This window comes from Ramlibacter tataouinensis, from assembly GCF_001580455.1.
In the GTDB taxonomy this organism is placed as follows: Bacteria; Pseudomonadota; Gammaproteobacteria; order Burkholderiales; family Burkholderiaceae_C; genus Ramlibacter; species Ramlibacter tataouinensis_B.
In genome coordinates this window covers 3352261-3369731 of the sequence record NZ_CP010951.1, presented here as the reverse complement: position 1 = coordinate 3369731, position 17471 = coordinate 3352261, and the positions used below count along the sequence as shown (strand labels likewise).

The window sequence follows — 17471 nt, the reverse complement described above, 5'->3', positions numbered from 1 at the left end:
GTAACAACTGGGAGACTCATCGAATAGCTCGAGAGGACCTTTCATGTTGTGTGCTCGTGATGGCTTTGGAACTTCATCCTCAGTATGTTCCGGCGGAGACGGGTCCTCGTCGCGGACTGCGGAATTCCCGTGAGCATCGATACGAAGTGGAGGAACTTTGTGCCAACGCTTCAGGTATAGCTTTTGCCGCGGTTCAGGTCGTCGTCCAAGAACAGCTTGAAAAGGTGACGGCCTCAACTTCACATTTCACATTTCTTTCAGTGCTTTCGTCACCGTGGCTTACCGGGCGCGCTCCCCCTGACGATCTCTTGCTACTTCGCGATGCGCTCGCCAGTAAGTGTTCTACAGGAGCAGCTGATCATGAAGGAATTGAAACTGATCTCTCCGTACCGACCCGCCCTCGGAGCACTTCCACCCGAGAAACGGGAGACCGACAGGATCAAGTCAGCGCGTCGAACACGCATGTTGTTCTTGTTCACTGCCGTTGCCATGGGACCGGTCTTCGCGCAGCACTGGGGCTATGCCGGTGAAGCCGGCCCGCAGAACTGGGCCAAGCTTGACGCAAAGAACGCAATGTGCGCGCTCGGCCGCAACCAGTCGCCGATCGATCTCGGCGGGTTCGTTGAGGCCGATCTCAAGCCGCTGAAGCTCGACTACAAGGCCGGCATGGCCGCCATCGTGAACAACGGCCACACGGTGCAGATCGAGTACGCGCCCGGCAGCACGATCAGACTCGGTGCACGCAGCTTCGAGCTGCAGCAGGTCCATTTCCACGCGCCGAGCGAGAACACAATCGCCGGCAAGCACTTCCCGCTCGAAGCGCACCTCGTGCATGCTGACAAGGAGGGAAACCAGGCAGTCGTCGCTGTCCTGTTCCGCGAGGGCGCTGCAAATGCGATGCTGGCGAAGCTGTGGGAGAAGATGCCCGCGAAGGCCGGTGAGAAGGAGGAATTGACCGCGCGTTTCAGCGCGACGCAGTTGCTGCCGGACAACCGCGACTACTACCGCTTCAACGGCTCGCTCACCACGCCGCCTTGTTCCGAGGGCGTCTCGTGGCTGGTGATGAAGAACCATCCGACGGTCTCGAAGGCGCAGGTCGAACAATTCTCGAAGGCGCTTGGGTTCGCGAACAACCGGCCGGTCCAGCCCGTCCATGCGCGCGAGGTCCTGAAGTAGACGAGTGGCACGAACAGGCGCCCATGGCCGGTCCTCATCCCATTCTGGGGTCCAGGGCCAGGCTCCAGACCATCACCCGCGCGATGCGGCGGATCCGCAGACGTCGGTCTGAACTGCTCCATCACAGCCGAGGACAAGAACTCCGATGGCGTGGATGTCGGCCTCAAGCACAGCTTCTAGAAGATCTCCGCTGGCCTCGCGTCCGGTGATCGACGCCGGCTTAGTCATCAAGGTGGTCGAACATACTCTTGAGGCTCGCGCGAATGAGCAACAGGGATTTCAGCAGCAGCATGAGCGCGAACGCGGCTGCCCAAAGGCAGATGAAAGCAGCCCAAAGCGACGGATACAGTCCAACTGAAATTTGCAGGATCGCGGTCAGGATCGCGACGAGAATGGACGCGAAGAGCACACCGCTGAGCTCACGCAGTGGGTCATATCTCCTGCCCACGCCCCCCTTCTTGATTCGGTGCTCCCATACCTCCTTGTACTTGTCGGTATCGAACACGTCCTTCTTCATGTTGGAGATGATGAAGGTCTCCAGTGAAAGCAAGAATCCACCAAGTGCAAGAAATCCGGCGAACAGGCTCGGGCGGATGTTCAAATTGAAGTAAGGACCGAAGTCGTCCAGGCGCGAACAGTACGCGGCCTTCCATGTGAAAGGATGACAAATCAAAACTACCGCAATGACATACGCGATGGCCGCAAGCAGCGCGGACCACCAGAACAACGTCACAACTATCGACGCTGGCGTTCTGACTGTCCTCTCATTGCTCATTCTTCGTTTATCGGCAGAGACGATGTGATCGGGTTACCGGGCAGTCAAGAGTGCCGCCTTCGTCCAATAGTGAGAACGCCTCGGCATTTCGACCGGCTCGGGGCACTCCGGGGTGTGTCGGTGCGACCAAGGACACGGTGCTCCCGCGCCTTGCGCCTCCAGCACCTTCGCCTCGCCGCACTCCTTCGGCTTAACAGCCATATTTTCTTCCGAGATGTCATCGCGGCCAAGCGCTCGCCGATCCTCATGAACTTCGTTTAGCTTGTGGGCGGCTACGCTCGTCAGCTAGGGCTTTGTTTGGAGGCCAGCGCTGACTCAGAACAAGAGCAGCTTTTGGCCTGCATTTCGTGCAGTCGCCGGCGCGCATGGCAGAGCGACCAGGGCAGAAAGGGACTCTCCCCCTTCCGAGCTGACCGCGCGTTTGCGGCAGCCGGCAACTCAAAGCCACATGGAAGTTCCATCTCTCATCAACTCGCTCGTCGAGCGCACGGTCGTCAAACGCGACCAAGACGTGATTGGTCCGCGCTAGGGCCTTGATGGGGGGAGCGTGCGCTGCGGCAGCACGATGCCAACACGGCGCCCGATCCTCAGCGCCGAGCGGCCCAGGGCGCAGCGATAGCGGCCGGCATGCTGCGACCAACCCTCGCCTTCCCACCGTGCGAGCAGACGGGCGTCGATTGTCATTTGCACAGCACGGCGCTCACCAGGCTGCAGCTCGACTCGCTCGAAGCCGACCAAGCGTCGCACGGGCTGGCCTGCAGCTTCGACGAGGTAAAGCTGCGGCACATCGGCGCCGAGGCGCTCGCCGATGTTCTCGACTTCGAACCGGGCGACCAGCGTGCTGCCCTCGATTGCCAGCTTCAGGCCGAGATGTTTGAAGTGCGTGTACGACAAGCCATGGCCGAACGCAAAGAGCGGCCGCAAGCCGTGCTTTGCGTACCAGCGGTAGCCGACGTCAGAGCCTTCGAAATAGTTGACGGTGAGCGACTTGCCGTCGGGCGCACCCAAGCCAGGGGCACGCGCGCGCGGTGCCTGCGATTCAGCCAGCGGAAAGGTGATCGGCAGCCGCCCGCTGGGGTTCACGCGGCCGCTGAGCACGTCGGCGATGGCTGCCCCGCCCTCTTGCCCCGGGTACCATGCCTGCAGCACGGCGCGCACCTGCTTCAGCCATGGCATGCGCACCGGATTGCCGGTTTGCAGCACGACGAGGGTGTTCGGATTGGCCTGTGTGATCGCCGCGATCAACGCGTCCTGGCCCTGCGGCAGCGTCAGGCTGTCCGCGTCCATACTTTCGCCTTGCCATTGGGTGGCGAACACGATGACCAGCGATGCGTGCGCCGCCCGCGCGGCCGTGGTCTGCGGGAAGTAGCCGCTGTCATAGCTGAATTGCCTGTACGGCAGCGCGTTGCGCAGCGCCTCCAGTGGCGACGAAGCGAAGTAGACCTGCCGGCTGCTCACGCCAAAGCCGCTCGGCGCGCCCACCGGGATGCTGGCCGCGACCCCGCACACCGGCGTGACCATGCTGGAGCCGTACCCTGCCAAGACGCCAAGGTGCGCCTGGCCGCCCACGACCAAGACCGGTCCGGCGCCGGCATCGGCCAGCGGCAGCACGCCGTCGTTCTTCAGCAGTACCATGCCCTGAGCCGCGATCTCGCGGGCCATCTGAGCATGCGCTGCGTAGTCGATCGCACTCTCTTTGAGCGGCCGGTCCGCGCCTGCGGCGTAGACCGAGCGCAGGATGCGGCGCACGGCGTCGGACAGCCGCGCGCGGCTCACGCGCCCCGCCGCGACCTCCTCGCGCAGCGGCCCGTCGAACCAGACCTGCCGGTCGAGCGCGGCGCCGCTTTGCTGGTCCAACCCGCAGTTGAAGCTTTCGACGCTGTGTACCGCGCCCCGATCGGACATCACCCAGCCCGGGTATCCCCAGTCCTGCTTGAGCACGGTGGTCAACAGGTGCGCATTGCTGCTGGCGTGCTCGCCGTTGATGCGGTTGTACGCGCCCATCACGGCCCCCGGCTGCCCGCGCTCGATCGCAATCTGGAATGCCAGCAGGTCCGATTCGCGGTGCGCGCTGTCCTCGATGCGCGCATCCAGCGTGTCTCGCAGCGTCTCCTGCACGTTCAGCGAGTAGTGCTTGACGGTGGCGATGACGCCCTGGCTTTGCGTGCCGCGCACCGACTCGCCGGCCAGCACGCCGGCCAGCAGCGGGTCCTCGCCCAGATACTCGAAGTTGCGCCCGCAATAGAAGTCCCGCGCGAGGTTGAGACCACCGCCGAGCAGCACGTTGAAGCCCTTGGCGCGGGCCTCGGCGCCAAGCATGACGCCGCTGTCGTGCGCAAGGTTGGCATTGAAGGTCGCGGCCAGCGCCTGCCCGGCCGGCAGCGCGGTGGCCACGTCACCTTCGCGCAGGCCGAACGGATTGATGATGCCGAGGCTGGCGTCCGTTTCGGCAAGGTCAGGAATGTCCAGCCGCGGGATGCCGGGCACGCGGCCGGACGAAATCTTCCAGTGCGCTGGTGGCGGTGGCAGCCCTGGCCAGGGAATCGCGAGCTCGCTGCGCAGCAGTTGGAAGCGCTCGTCATCACTCATCCGCGCCTCAGTGTCGGCGGCGCGGCTGTCGGAGTCGCGGGAGTCGGCCACGTTGCGGTGGTGCAGGGAATCCTCGAGCGATGCTGCCGTTCGTCCAACGCGCGTCTGCATGGGCAACTCCTTTGGCGTCTGTCCTACCTTGCCTTCGCGCCCTCCACCAGAAACTGAAACGCCGTGACCGTGCCGACCTTCGCGCCGAACCGAATCGCGTCGAGAGGCCACCTGGTAGTCGGGGTTGTGGTTCGAATAGGGCATTGGCTTGCCCTCGGTCTACGCCTTGTTGACGTGCTCAGGGCCGCGGCAAGATGATCTAGTCGATGCGTGGCTGCCGGATGCTTGAGCCAGCGAAACATGAGAAAGACTCGTTTCTGCGCTAGAGCTAGAGTTGTCTTGGACAATGCATGCTTGCGGCCAAGGTAGTCATCGGAGCCGCATCTGTCAAATCTTTACTCAGACAAACATGAGTCAAGTTCGCCTCAGCATCGCGGCCGTCGAGCGCGACGTCGGACTGTCGAAGGACGTCCTACGGGTGTGGGAGCGTCGTTACGGCTTCCCTGTCCCGGGGCGAGATTTGCACGGCGTAAGGATCTACACAGAGGAGCAGGTGGAGCACCTGCGGCTCATCAAACGACTGATGTACTCGGGCTACCGCCCGGGGCGTCTGATAGCGATGCCGGACGAGGAATTCGCCCTGTTGTCGACCCGTGGTGGCGGGCCTTCGCTTGAGACGCCGCTCGCAGAAACGCCCGAGTCCCTGGCTCGGCTGTTCTCACTAATTCATCTGCACCAAGTGGACGCCTATACCCAGTCCATGCAACAGATCCTGGCGCGAGAGGGTTTGTCACGTTTTGTCCAGCACACAATGGCGCCGCTGACCGAGTTGATCGGACTGGGCTGGCAACAAGGTCGGCTGCAGGTGTTCGAGGAGCACCTCTTTGCAGAACTCACGGAACGGGTCATGCGACAAGCCATGGCAGTGGTGCCGCGCGGCCTCGAGCCGCGAGTTCTGCTCACCACACTGCCGAACGAACAGCACGCAATGGGTCTGCTGATGGTGGAGGCGTTGCTAGCGCTGGAAGGCGCGCAGTGCATTTCGCTTGGCACGCAGTTGCCGCTGCTGGAAGTGGCGCACGCCGCCGAGGCGCACCATGCCGACGTCGTGGGCCTGTCGTTCTCGGCAGCATTTCCGGCGCGGCAGATCCCTTCGCTGCTGCTGCAACTCCGGGCCCTACTGCCCGCCACCATCCAGCTGTGGGCCGGCGGCAGTGGGGTGCGCCGTGTCGCCGGACCCGAGGGCGTGCTCATCGCGGCCACGCTGCACGACGCCGTCGCCGCGGTGGCGAGTTGGCGCAGCGCGCGCGAGTGATGCCGACTGACAGCCTTAGATTCGCGAGTCATAGGCCCAGTGCGGCAGCGTCTGCCGCTGCCGCACTCGGCACATCAGGTCGCCGGGGCGGCAGTTCTGCTTTAGCTGCGATGTGGGCCGGGCCGGTTTCAGGACGCGGCTTCGCCGCCGGCTTGCGCCTGCAGTGCCTGCGCCGCCCCGAGATTGAAAAGCGCCGACCCGGCGAGATTCTGGCCACCATCGCACACCACGACACAGCCGGTGACGTAGGAGGCCAATGGCGAGGCCAAGAAGGTGGCGAGCTGGCCAATATCGTCCGCCGTGCCGCAACGCCGCAGCGGCACGCTGGCAATGAGTTGCTCGCGCGCTCCTGACCCGGAGAGCCGCTCCAAGCCTTCGGTGCCCTCGATCGGCCCGGGGACGATGGAGTTGCTGCGTATGCCGTGCGGGCCCCATTCGATGGCCAGGTTCTTCATCAGCATGTCGATGCCGGCCTTCGCGGCGCCGACGTGCGCCTGGAAAGCATGCGGCATGTAGGCCATGCCGGCCGAGATGAAGATCACGCTGCCGCGTGTCTGCCTGAGCTGCGCGAATGCCGCGCGGGCGGCGTTGAATGAGCCGAGCAGGTCTATGTCGACCACACTCTTGAAGCCGTTCGGCGACAGCTTTTCTGCCGGGACCAGGAAGTTGCCCGCGGCGCCGCAGACTAGCACGTCGACCGGGCCCAGCGCTTCCGCGCTGCGCGCCAGCGCGTTCTCCAGCGCCGCGCTGTCGCGCACGTCTGCTACCACCGCGCAGACTTGCGCGCCGAGCGCTCGCAGTTCTTCGGCAGCCGCATCCAGCTTCCCTTGGGTGCGCCCGCAAATCGCGACCTTGGCACCGAGCGCGGCGAAGTTTCGCGCCACGCCGAGGTTGATGCCGCTGCCACCGCCGGTGACGAACACGGTCTTGCCGCTGAAGAGGTCGCGCGGAAGCAGGCGTTGGACGAGCATGTTGTGAGTCGAGGCCATGGGCATTCCTGAAACGAATGCTCCATTGTTCTCGGCCCGGGCTGTTCCGGCAAATGCGCACCGATCCTCACGATCTCATCACTGGGCTTCTCGATATCGCCGGGCTTCCAGCTCTTGTTGATGGCCGCCTCGGGGCCGTGGCCTGGGCACCCGGGTAGGTCTTGGAGAATCTTCGGGTCTTGATAGAAGGAGCGCAGGAGCACAAAGACGATGCTGGTCGCCGAGCGGAACGCGAAGTAGCCCTTGGGGAATCGGCTTGTTGTAGCCAGGCGGCAGGATCAGGATTCAGCGCAACCCTGGCCGCAACGATGTACCTGTTCGGCACATGCACGGCCAGCGCTACGCCAAGGGGGCTGGAAGAAGAACCTGCAGTTGGAGAGGTGCGCCGACGTCGCGTGGGCGCCATGCTGCGCACGAGCGCGATGGTTCGCTGCGAGGGTACTGCGACCCTGGGACAGGGCAAGGCACCAAGCCGATCTGCTGATCCGGATACTCCGAAAATGCCGACGTATTCCAGAACGGACAAACGGGCTGCGATCTTGCGATCGCAGCCCGCTGACTCTTGTTATTGGCGGAGTGGACGGGACTCGAACCCGCGACCCCCGGCGTGACAGGCCGGTATTCTAACCGACTGAACTACCACTCCGCGTCGGTTGCTGCGTTCGCCCTTGCGGGCCAAGTGCAGCAAAACTTGGCGACCCTACGGGGATTCGAACCCCGGTACTCACCGTGAAAGGGTGATGTCCTAGGCCTCTAGACGATAGGGTCAAAACCTTGGACGTTTCCGTCTCGACGCCTTGGTGGAGGTAAGCGGGATCGAACCGCTGACCTCTTGCATGCCATGCAAGCGCTCTCCCAGCTGAGCTATACCCCCGTTGGTGTCGAGCCTCGAATTATAGCCTGATTTTCAGGCCCTTCCCAAACGCTCGATCACTTTATCGCGTTCGAACAGCGCGAGCACCGCATCCAGCGAGGGCGTCTGCGCCGTTCCCATGACGAGAACGCGCACCGGCATGGCCAACTGGGGCATCTTCAGGCCATTGGCGCGCAGCACCTCCTTGATGGCCTCGGTGATCGCCTCGCGCGTCCACGGGCAATCGCGCAGCATGCGCGAGAGCATGTCGATCGCCGGCTTGACCGCATCGGTGAGGTGCTTGGCGTGCTCCTCGGGATCGGGCTGCACCGGCTCATAGAACCTGCGCGCCCAGTCGGCCAGGGCCACGGTGGTGTCGCAGCGGTCCTTGAACAGGCCGCAGATGCCGGCAAGGCTGGCGTCGGGCTTGATGCCGTCCTTCTTCAGCCGCGCCTCGATGTGCACCGCCAGCTGCGCATCGGCGGTCATCTTCATGTGCTGGGCATTCACCCAGCGCAGCTTGGCCTCGTCGAACTGCGCGGCGCTGCGGCCCAGGTGATCCAGGTCGAACCACTGGACAAACTGCTCGCGGGTGAAGATCTCGTCGTCGCCGTGCGACCAGCCCAGGCGCGCCAGGTAGTTCATCACGCCGTCGGCCAGGAAGCCCTGGTCGCGGTACCAGGTGACCGGCTTCGCGCCGTGGCGCTTGCTCATCTTCTCGCCCTGCTCGTTCAGCACCGTGGGCAGGTGCGCGAACACCGGCGGCTCCTTGCCGAGGGCGCGGAAGATGTTGATCTGGCGCGGCGTGTTGTTCACGTGGTCATCGCCGCGGATCACGTGCGTGATCTCCATGTCGATGTCGTCGACCACCACGCAGAAGTTGTAGGTGGGCGTGCCGTCCGGCCTCGCGATCACCAGGTCGTCCAGTTCGTCGTTGCTGAATTCAACACGGCCCTTGACCTTGTCGTCCCAGGCCACGGTGCCGCCGACGGGATTGCGGAAGCGCAGCACCGGCTGCACGCCTTCGGGTACCGGCGGCAAGGTCTTGCCGGGCTCGGGTCGCCAGGTACCGTCGTAGCGCGGCTTTTCCTTGGCGGCCATCTGCCGCTCGCGCAGCGCGTCGAGCTCGGCCACGCTCATGTAGCACGGGTACACCAGCCCCTTCTCGCGCATCTGGGCCAGCACCTCCTTGTAGCGGTCCATGCGCTGCATCTGGTAGAAGGGCCCTTCGTCATGGTCCAGCCCGAGCCAGGCCATGCTCTCCAGGATCACGTCGACCGCCTCCTGCGTCGAGCGCTCCACATCGGTGTCCTCGATGCGCATGACGAACTGCCCGCCGGACGAGCGGGCAAAAGCCCAGGGATACAGGGCGGAGCGGATGTTGCCGAGGTGAATGAAGCCGGTCGGCGACGGCGCGAAGCGGGTGCGCGTGGTCATCGCGCGTATTCTCGCAGGGCTTGCAGGGCGGTCGCCCTGCTCAGTCAGAGCCTGTCCAGCCCGCGCGCCAGGTCGGCCTTGACGTCGCCCAGGTGCTCCAGGCCGACCGCCACCCGGATCAGCCCCTGCCCGATGCCTGCGGCCTGGCGCTGCTCTTCGGTCAGCCGTCCGTGCGAGGTGGTTGCCGGATGGGTGACGATGGTCTTCACGTCGCCGAGGTTGGTGGCGATGCTCAGCACCTCGGTGCTGTCGATCACCTGGAAGGCATTGCGGCGCCGCTCTTCGGGATTGGCGCCCTTGACGTCGAAGGACACCACCGCGGCGCCGCTGCCCGACTGCTGCCGCATCGCCAGCTCATGCTGCGCGTGCGAGGCCAGGCCGGGGTAGTACACGCGCGCGACCGAGGGATGCGCCTCCAGCCACTGCGCCAGCGCCAGCGCGTTCGCGCTTTGCGCCTGCATGCGGATGCCCAACGTCTCCAGGCCCTTGAGCACCACCCAGGCGTTGAACGGCGACAGCGTCATGCCGGCGGTGCGCACGATGGAGGCGAACACGTCCACGATGTACTTCGACGGCCCGCAGATCGCGCCGGCCATCACGCGGCCCTGGCCGTCCAGGTGCTTGGTGCCGGAGTGGATGATCAGGTCGGCGCCGAGCTCGGCGGGCCGCTGCAGCGCCGGCGAGCAGAAGCAGTTGTCCACCGTGAGCAGCGCGCCCGCGTTGTGCGCCAGGTCGGCCAGCGCCTGGATGTCGCACACGTCGGTGAGCGGATTGGTCGGCGTCTCGGCGAACAGCAGTTTGGTGTTGGGCCGGATCGCGCGCTTCCACTCGGACACGTCGGTCTGCGACACGAAGCTGGTTTCGACGCCGAACTTGGCGAACTCCTTGCCGAACAGGTTCAGCGTGGAGCCGAACACCGAGCGCGAGCAGATCACGTGGTCGCCGCTCTTGAGCAGGCCCAGGCACAGCATCAGGATCGCGCCCATGCCGGTCGAGGCGCCGATCGCGGCCTCGGTGCCTTCCATCGCCGCCAGGCGCTGCTCGAAGCTGGTGACGGTGGGGTTGGACGTGCGGCCGTAGGTGTAGCCTTCCTGCGGATTGGCGAAGCGGTGCGCCATGGTTTCCGAGTCGGGCTGCACGAAGCCGCTGGTGAGGAACAGTGCCTCGGAGTTCTCGCCGTATTGGCTCGGCTCCAGCGCGGCGCGCACCGCGAGGGTGTCGCGGTGCAGGCCGGGCGGCAGCTTCTTTTGCTTCATGCTTCCTCGGCGTTGGGCAGCGCCAGGCGCGAGGTGTCTTCGCCCAGCGGGTCTTCCTGGCCGATGCGCGCCTCGTTGATCTTCTCGATGTCCTCGGGATTGATGTCGCCGGTGACGTACACGCCGTCGAAGCAGGACGCATCGAAGCCGTCGAGCGTGGAATTGAGGCTGCCGATGGCGCGTTTCATGCCGTCGACGTCCTGGTAGATCAGGGCGTCGCAGCCGATGATCTCGCGCACTTCGTCCACCGTGCGGCCATGCGCCACCAGTTCGCTGCTGGTCGGCATGTCGATGCCGTACACATTGGGATAGCGCACCGGCGGTGCGGCGCTGGCCAGGTAGACCTTCTTGGCGCCGGCGTCACGCGCCATCTGCACGATCTCGCGGCTGGTGGTGCCGCGCACGATGGAGTCGTCCACCAGCAGCACGTTGCGGCCCTTGAACTCGCTGGCGATCACGTTGAGCTTCTGGCGCACCGATTTCTTGCGCACGCCCTGCCCCGGCATGATGAAGGTGCGGCCCACGTAGCGGTTCTTCACGAAGCCTTCGCGGTACGGCAGGCCCAGCAGGTGCGCCAGCTGCGTGGCGCTGGGTCGGCTCGACTCCGGGATCGGGATCACCACGTCGATCTCGTTGGGCGGCACGGTGGAGACCACGCGCTTGGCCAGCGAGGCCCCCAGGTTCAGGCGCGCCTGGTACACCGAGATGCCGTCGAGCATGGAGTCGGGCCGCGCCAAATACACGTACTCGAAGATGCAGGGATAAAGCTTGGGCGCATCGGCGCACTGCTTCGCATGGACCTTGCCGTCGAGGTCGATGAAGACCGCTTCGCCCGGCTGCACGTGGCGTTCCAGTGTGTGGCCCGTGCCTTCCAGCGTCACCGATTCGCTGGCGACCATGACCGTGCCGTCCTTGCTGCGGCCCAGCGACAGCGGACGGATGCCGAAAGGATCGCGGAAGGCCAGCACGCCGTGGCCGGCGATCAAGGCAATCACCGCGTACGAGCCGCGCACGCGCTTGTGGACGTTCGCGACGGCTCGGAACACGTCGTCCGGCTGCAGCGGCACACCGCGGGTGGCGCGCTCCAGCTCGTGCGCGAACACGTTGAGCAGCACTTCCGAATCGCTCTCGGTGTTGATGTGGCGGTGGTCGCTGGTGAAGAGTTCGGCCTTGAGCGCCTGCGCATTGGTCAGGTTGCCGTTGTGGACCAGCACGATGCCGAAGGGCGCGTTCACATAGAAGGGCTGCGCCTCTTCCTCGCTGTAGGCGTTGCCGGCTGTCGGGTAGCGCACCTGCCCCAGGCCCACGTTGCCCGGCAGCGCGCGCATGTTGCGCGTGCGGAACACGTCGCGCACCATGCCCTTGGCCTTGTGCATGTGAAACTTGCGCCCGAGCTGCGTGACGATGCCCGCGGCGTCCTGCCCGCGATGCTGCAGCAGCAGCAGCGCGTCATAAATCAACTGGTTCACTGGGGCGCCGCTGACGACGCCGACGATTCCGCACATCTTGCTATCTGCCTAACTTGGCAAGTACTGACCGAACCGCTCGGGCAGCACCGGCTTGAGCTGTTTGAGCGCCGCCGTCGAGACGGCGGCGCCCTTCGATTCCGTCCACCACTCCGCGCTGCGAAGAGGCGTCATGTTCATCACCACCGCCACGGCCACCAGCAGCACCGCGCCGCGCAGCAGCCCGAAAACGGCACCCAGCGTCCGGTCCACCGGCCGCAGGCCCACCGCCTCGACCATCTTCTTCACCAGCCAGGCCACCAGCGCCCCGGCGAAGACCACGGCGATGAAGACCAGCACGAAAGCCACCGCGTAGCGCGCCGGTTCGGGCGCATCGCCCATGGGCAGCAGCTTGACCGCGTCCGGCGCGAACCACTGCGCCAGGATGAAAGCCGCGATCCAGCTGAACACCGACAACACCTCGTACACCAATCCGCGCCAGGCGCCCAGAACGAGCGATGCGGCCATGATGCCCAGAAACACCCAGTCGAGCGGCGATATCCCCACCATCAGAGCGCCAGGATGGCGGCCTTCATGTCCAGCGCCTTGACCTTGTCGGCGGCTTTTTCCGCCTCGGCCTTGGTGCCGAACGGTCCCAGCCGCACACGAACCAGCTTGCCTTCCTTGCCCTCCGCGACATGCGTGTAGGTCTTCAGGCCGGCCTTTTCCACCTTGAGCCGCGCCTCGCGCGCCTTCACGGGGTCGGCAAAGGCCCCCACCTGGACAACGAAGCGGCCTTCGGACGCCGCCGGCGTGCTGGCCACCGGCTTGCCCTCGAGCGGGGCCAGCGCCTTGGCGCCGTCGGCGCGCGCCGGCTCGGAGCTGGCGTCGGCCCTGGCGGGCGGCTTGGTTTCCTGCCTGACCGCCGCCGGTTTGGGCTCGGCCTTGGGCTCAGGCTTGGCTTCGACCTTGGCCTCGGGCGCCACGGGCGCCTGCGTCTTCTCGGCGGATGCCGCGGTCACCGCGCCCGAGGCCGCGGAGGACTGGGCGGCCGGCGACTTGGCGGGCACGGGTGCCGGAGCCGGCAGTGGCTTGGCCTTGCTGCGGTCGGGAATCTCGATCGGGATGTCGACGGCGATCGGGCGCGGCTGCGTATCGAACAGCAGCGGGAAGCCGATGACGCCCAGGAGCACCAGCACGCCCGCGCCGATGAGGCGATGCTTCGCGCGCTTGCGCATGGCCTCGATGCTTTCGGGCTGGCGGGGGGTGGCTGCGGTCTCGTCGCCACCCTTGCGCGATTTGAATAAGGCCATGAAGCGTGCGTGTGGGCTGAGGCTCCCTACACGTGCCGGGCTTGCAGGCGGGGCACCCCGTCCTTCACAACGCCCCCTACCGTGTAGAACGATCCGAACACGACGATTCTATCAGCGGGGTCCGCAGCGGCCACCGCGGCGTGGAAGGCTTGCAACGGGTCGGCGTGGGTGCTGGCGGTCACCCCCGGCCGCGGCTGCAGGGTCTGCCATTTCTCGAGCAGCCGCTGCGCCGACTCGGCGCGTGGCGTCGGCAGGTCGCTGAAGTACCAGCGGTCGACCAGCGGCGCGATCTTGTGCAGCATCGGCGCCAGGTCCTTGTCGGCCATGGCGCCGAACACCGCGTGCGTGACCGGATAGAAGCCCATGGCGTCGAGATTGGCCGCCAGCGCCGCCACCGAGTGCGGGTTGTGCGCCACGTCCAGCACCAGCGCCGGCTGCCCCGGCACGATCTGGAATCGCCCGGGCAGTTCGACCATGGCCAGCCCGGTGCGCACCGCCTGCGCCGTCACCGGCAGGCGCTCGCGCAGCGCTTCGAAGGCGGCCAGCGCGCCGGAGGCGTTGAACAGCTGGTTGGCGCCGCGCAGCCCCGGATAGGCCAGGCCGGCGTAGCGGCGCCCACGGCCGGCCCAGGCCCACTGCAGCTTGTCGCCGGAGAAGTTGAAGTCGCGGTTGAACAGCCAGAGGTCGGCGCCGATCTCGCGCGCATGGTCGATCAGGCTTTGCGGCGGCATGGGATCGCTCACGACCACCGGGCGGCCGGTGCGCATGATGCCGGCCTTCTCGCGGCCGATGCTTTCGCGGTCGTTGCCGAGGAACTCCATGTGGTCGAGGTCGATGCTGGTGATCACCGCGCAGTCGGCATCGATGATGTTCACCGCGTCCAGCCGCCCGCCCAGCCCCACCTCGAGGATCGCCAGGTCCAGCCGCGATGCCGCCATCAGGCTCAGGATGGCCAGGGTCGTGAACTCAAAGTAGGTGAGCGTCACGCCCTCGCGGCTCGCCTCGACCCGCTCGAAGTGCGGCACCAGCTCGTCGGGCCGGACGATTTCGCCATGGATGCGACAGCGTTCCTCGAAATGCACCAGGTGGGGCGAGGTGTAGACCCCCGTGCGCCAGCCCGCCTGCAGCGCGATGGCTTCCAGCATGGCGCAGGTCGACCCCTTGCCGTTGGTGCCGGCCACGGTGATCACCGGGCATTCCAGGCCCAGGCCCATGCGCCGCGCCACGGCCTTTACACGGTCGAGCCCGAGCTCGATGGTCTTGGGATGCAGGCTTTCGCAGTAGGCCAGCCACTCTTGCAGACTTTTCATGCCCGCATTGTCCCCGGCTCGCCGGGGTCCGGCGGCGGCGGGTCGCCCGAACTGATCCGCAGCCGCGCGCCTTTACGGCCGGTTTACCCAACAGCCGCTGCGCACGGCGCAAGCATTGCCTAGAATTTGTGCATGCACCAGTGCAAGGAGTCGTCGATGAACAAAGCTGTCCTGGTTTCAGCGATGGGCCTGGCCCTGGCGGCCACGATGACCGCCGCCGGCGCCCAGGAAATGGGCCGCGTGCTGTCGAGCACGCCTGTCACCCAGGACGGGCGCGCCATCGGCTATGACGTGCAATACGAGTACGGCGGCAAGCAGTTCTCGGCGCGCCTGCCCTACGATCCCGGCCCGACGATCCAGCTGCAGGTCGCGCCGGTGGCGAACGGACCCGCGCCGGGCGGCCAGGTGCCCCCGGGCGCCGCGCCCGCCGGTCCGCCGCAGGAGCCGCAAGCCAGGATCCTGCGCGAAGTGCCACCGACGGCCAACTACCCGGCCGCCCCGGCCTACGGCTACCCTGCGTACGGCTACCCCGCGTACGGCTATCCGGCCTACGGCTACCCGGCGTACGGCTACGCCTATCCGTACTACTACCCCTATGCGGCCTACCCGCGCTACTACTGGCCGCCGGTCAGCCTGTCGCTGGGCTTCGGCTATGTCAGCGGTGGCCACGGCGGCCACCGGCACCGCTGAGCCTTCAGCGCGTCTTCAACCCGGCGCGACGCAGCTGAAGCTCGCCGCCTCTTCCAGGCTGCCGCTTCCCTTGTAGCGCGCGACCTGCGGATACGGGCACAGCGGCCGGGTCCGGTTGGCGGCCCAGGGTGCAGGCACGTCGGCGTTGACGCCGCCCGCATTGCCGGCGCCGCGCGCGCTCGCCACCACGCTGCCGGGCGCCTGCCCCCTCTCGACCCAGTTCACCAGCGGCGTCAGCATGTCGAACTGGTCGGTCGCCGGCCCCGCCGAGCAGTGGTTCATGCCGGGCACGAGGAACAGGCGGGCGAAATTCGAAGAGCCGCTGTTGCCGGTGAGACCCTGGAACCAGTTCGTCGTGTCGTCGCTCGAGAAGATCGGGTCGCTGGTGCCGTGGTAGGCCATCATCTTGGCGCCGCGGTTGCGCAGCGCCGACAGGTTGTTCGGGTTCGGCGGCGTCATGAAGGACAGCGAGTTCTCGGTGTAGGTGGCGTTGGTCGCGTTCACCTTCGTCACCATGCTGTCGATGCTGCCGGTCAGCGCGAACTGCTGGGGGTTGAAGCTGGCCGGGTCTTCCGGCGGCACCTGCCAGATGAAGCCGACCGCGCCCGGGTCCAACTGCAGCGAGAAGGTGAACTTCCACACCGCCCAGCCCGCGGTGCCCAGTCCTGCGTCGTACGGGAAGCTTGAATAGATGCGCGCGCCGGTGCTGGTGGTCGCGCCGGTGAACAGCTGCCCGATCGACAGCTTCTGCTGCGCCGTGAGGCAGCTTCCATCCCTGGCACCGGTGCAGGTGGGCACGTCGCGCGCCAGGTCGAAGGCCAGCTGGCAGGCCTGGGTGTCCTGCACCAGGCCATCGGTCGCGCCGTCGAGCGCATCGCAGCGGACCAGCACGCGGTTGGACACCAGCTGGCGCTCGGCCTGGGTGAAGCCGGTGGAAATTTCGGCCGGGTTGGTGGCGAGCTTCTGGTAGGCCTGCGCGCCGGCCATGTTGGCAATCGCGGCCAGGGGCAGCCGGAAGCCCGGGTCGCCGACCAGGTAGCCGTCGTACTGGTCGGCATAGCGCGCGGCGGCCACCATGGTGTGCCGGCCGCCGTTGGAACAGCCGCCGATGTAGGAGCGGTCGGGCGGCTTGCCATAGGCCGTCTGGATGATGCTCTTGGCCACGGGGGTGAGCTTGCCCACGGCCTGGTAGCCGTAGTCGAGCCGCGCTTGCGGATCGATGCCGAAGGTGGGGTTTTGCGCGGCCGTGTGGCCGGCGTCGGAACTGATGACCGCGAAGCCCTGCTGCAGCGCGTTGGTCAGCGGACCGCCGCCGCCGATCCCGCCGGTGGCCGCGACCACGTTGCCGTCAATCCCGCCGTTGGCCTGGTGGAAGAAGCGCCCGTTCCAGGCCAGGGGCAGCCGCATCTCGAAGCGGATCGCATACGGCTTGCCATCGATCGGGCTCACGCGCGGCTGCAGGGTGCCGGCGACCTGGCAGTGCGCGGGCACCGGCGTGCCGGCGATGGTGAGGGTGCCTGCCGCGACCGCGCTCGCCGCGGTGATGGTGGTGCCGGCCAGCGCGATCCGGCTGGCCAGGTCGGCGCAGTTGCCCACCAGCGGCGCCGGCGTCGCCGCGGACAGCTGCGGCAACGATTCCGCCACGCTGTCGCTGTCGCCGCAGGCGGCCAGCATGGCCAGCACCGAGGCGGCCAGGACGGTGTGCGGGAACGTGCGGACGATGCTGCTCATGTCGTGTCTCCCGGAAGCGGATGAAAGGGGCTGAATTGGTGATGGAATATAAGTATCTGGCGGCCCCCTGCGCCAGGGGGCGCCTGTGGCGCCGGATTGCGGAGCTTCACCGTTGCTTACTCGGCTGAGCAGTGCCGGCCGCGTGCGGATGGCGCCGAAAGGCGCCCCGCTAAAATTGCGCCTTCCTTCCCTTTCCACGGCTGTGCAGCTGGCGCAGCGCCATCCATGACGATCCAAACCCTCAGCGGCGCCGTGAACACGGCCGCCAACGTCTATTTCGGCGGCAAGTGCGTGAGCCACACCGTCACGCTTCCTGACGGCACGAAGAAGTCCGTGGGCGTCATCCTGCCGGCCGAACTCACCTTCAACACCGGCGCGCCGGAAGTCATGGAATGCGTCGGCGGCGGCTGCGAATACAAGCTCGCGGGATCGAACGAGTGGCGCAAGAGCGGCCCCGGCGAGAAGTTCTCCATCCCTGGCAACTCGAGCTTCGACATTCGCGTGGCCGAGGCCTACCACTACATCTGCCATTTCGGCTGAC

The 17471-nt window shown here is 66.3% G+C and carries 14 protein-coding genes and 3 tRNA genes; 4 read left to right on the top strand and 13 right to left on the bottom strand.

Annotated elements, in window-relative coordinates; all coding sequences use genetic code 11:
• The first annotated feature begins 360 nt into the window (after positions 1 to 360).
• Positions 361 to 1176, top strand: a complete 816-nt coding sequence (locus UC35_RS15770) for a carbonic anhydrase (RefSeq protein ID WP_227820342.1) — start codon at positions 361 to 363, stop codon at positions 1174 to 1176.
• Between the two features lie 220 nt (positions 1177 to 1396).
• Here the strand turns inward: UC35_RS15770 and UC35_RS15765 are convergent, their stop codons facing one another.
• Positions 1397 to 1951, bottom strand: a complete 555-nt coding sequence (locus UC35_RS15765; RefSeq protein WP_145979496.1) for a hypothetical protein — start codon at positions 1949 to 1951, stop codon at positions 1397 to 1399.
• Positions 1952 to 2476: 525 nt separating this feature from the next.
• A complete protein-coding gene (locus UC35_RS15760) occupies positions 2477 to 4651 on the bottom strand; it encodes a beta-glucosidase (protein ID WP_145979495.1) in 2175 nt (724 codons plus the stop codon).
• A gap of 349 nt (positions 4652 to 5000) precedes the next feature.
• Between UC35_RS15760 and UC35_RS15755 the strand changes: the two genes are divergently transcribed.
• Positions 5001 to 5906: a MerR family transcriptional regulator gene (locus UC35_RS15755; RefSeq protein WP_061501328.1), complete on the top strand. Its 906-nt coding sequence runs from the start codon at positions 5001 to 5003 to the stop codon at positions 5904 to 5906.
• 128 nt (positions 5907 to 6034) lie between these two features.
• Here the strand turns inward: UC35_RS15755 and UC35_RS15750 are convergent, their stop codons facing one another.
• The 10 genes from UC35_RS15750 to folC form a co-directional block, all read right to left on the bottom strand.
• On the bottom strand, positions 6035 to 6877 hold the full coding sequence (locus UC35_RS15750) for an SDR family oxidoreductase (RefSeq protein ID WP_061503865.1): 843 nt from the start codon (positions 6875 to 6877) through the stop codon (positions 6035 to 6037).
• Positions 6878 to 7464: 587 nt separating this feature from the next.
• Positions 7465 to 7541 (bottom strand) — tRNA-Asp (locus tag UC35_RS15745).
• A gap of 46 nt (positions 7542 to 7587) precedes the next feature.
• Positions 7588 to 7663: transfer RNA gene (locus UC35_RS15740), tRNA-Glu, on the bottom strand.
• 30 nt (positions 7664 to 7693) lie between these two features.
• Positions 7694 to 7769: transfer RNA gene (locus UC35_RS15735), tRNA-Ala, on the bottom strand.
• A gap of 33 nt (positions 7770 to 7802) precedes the next feature.
• Positions 7803 to 9185: a glutamate--tRNA ligase gene (gene gltX, locus UC35_RS15730; protein ID WP_061501323.1), complete on the bottom strand. Its 1383-nt coding sequence runs from the start codon at positions 9183 to 9185 to the stop codon at positions 7803 to 7805.
• A gap of 44 nt (positions 9186 to 9229) precedes the next feature.
• On the bottom strand, positions 9230 to 10441 hold the full coding sequence (locus tag UC35_RS15725; RefSeq protein WP_061501321.1) for an O-succinylhomoserine sulfhydrylase: 1212 nt from the start codon (positions 10439 to 10441) through the stop codon (positions 9230 to 9232).
• A complete protein-coding gene (gene purF, locus UC35_RS15720) occupies positions 10438 to 11946 on the bottom strand; it encodes an amidophosphoribosyltransferase (RefSeq protein WP_061501319.1) in 1509 nt (502 codons plus the stop codon). Before purF ends, UC35_RS15725 begins: the two co-directional genes overlap by 4 nt.
• 12 nt (positions 11947 to 11958) lie before the next feature.
• Positions 11959 to 12447, bottom strand: a complete 489-nt coding sequence (locus tag UC35_RS15715) for a CvpA family protein (protein ID WP_061503864.1) — start codon at positions 12445 to 12447, stop codon at positions 11959 to 11961.
• Positions 12448 to 12455: 8 nt separating this feature from the next.
• Positions 12456 to 13199 carry an SPOR domain-containing protein gene (locus UC35_RS15710; protein ID WP_061501317.1) on the bottom strand — a complete coding sequence of 248 codons (744 nt, stop codon included), beginning with the start codon at positions 13197 to 13199 and terminating at the stop codon, positions 12456 to 12458.
• Positions 13200 to 13225: 26 nt separating this feature from the next.
• Entirely contained in the window at positions 13226 to 14509 is a 1284-nt protein-coding gene (gene folC / locus UC35_RS15705) for a bifunctional tetrahydrofolate synthase/dihydrofolate synthase (protein WP_061501314.1), read from the bottom strand.
• A gap of 156 nt (positions 14510 to 14665) precedes the next feature.
• Between folC and UC35_RS15700 the strand changes: the two genes are divergently transcribed.
• The gene (locus tag UC35_RS15700; protein WP_082793589.1) at positions 14666 to 15199 is read left to right on the top strand and encodes a hypothetical protein; all 534 of its coding nucleotides are present in this window, start codon (positions 14666 to 14668) and stop codon (positions 15197 to 15199) included.
• Between the two features lie 15 nt (positions 15200 to 15214).
• On the opposite strand, the gene UC35_RS15695 is transcribed toward UC35_RS15700, so the two are convergent.
• A complete protein-coding gene (locus UC35_RS15695) occupies positions 15215 to 16930 on the bottom strand; it encodes a tannase/feruloyl esterase family alpha/beta hydrolase (RefSeq protein ID WP_061501310.1) in 1716 nt (571 codons plus the stop codon).
• Between the two features lie 225 nt (positions 16931 to 17155).
• Between UC35_RS15695 and UC35_RS15690 the strand changes: the two genes are divergently transcribed.
• Entirely contained in the window at positions 17156 to 17470 is a 315-nt protein-coding gene (locus UC35_RS15690; protein WP_061501308.1) for a pyrimidine/purine nucleoside phosphorylase, read from the top strand.
• Position 17471: the final 1 nt, after the last annotated feature.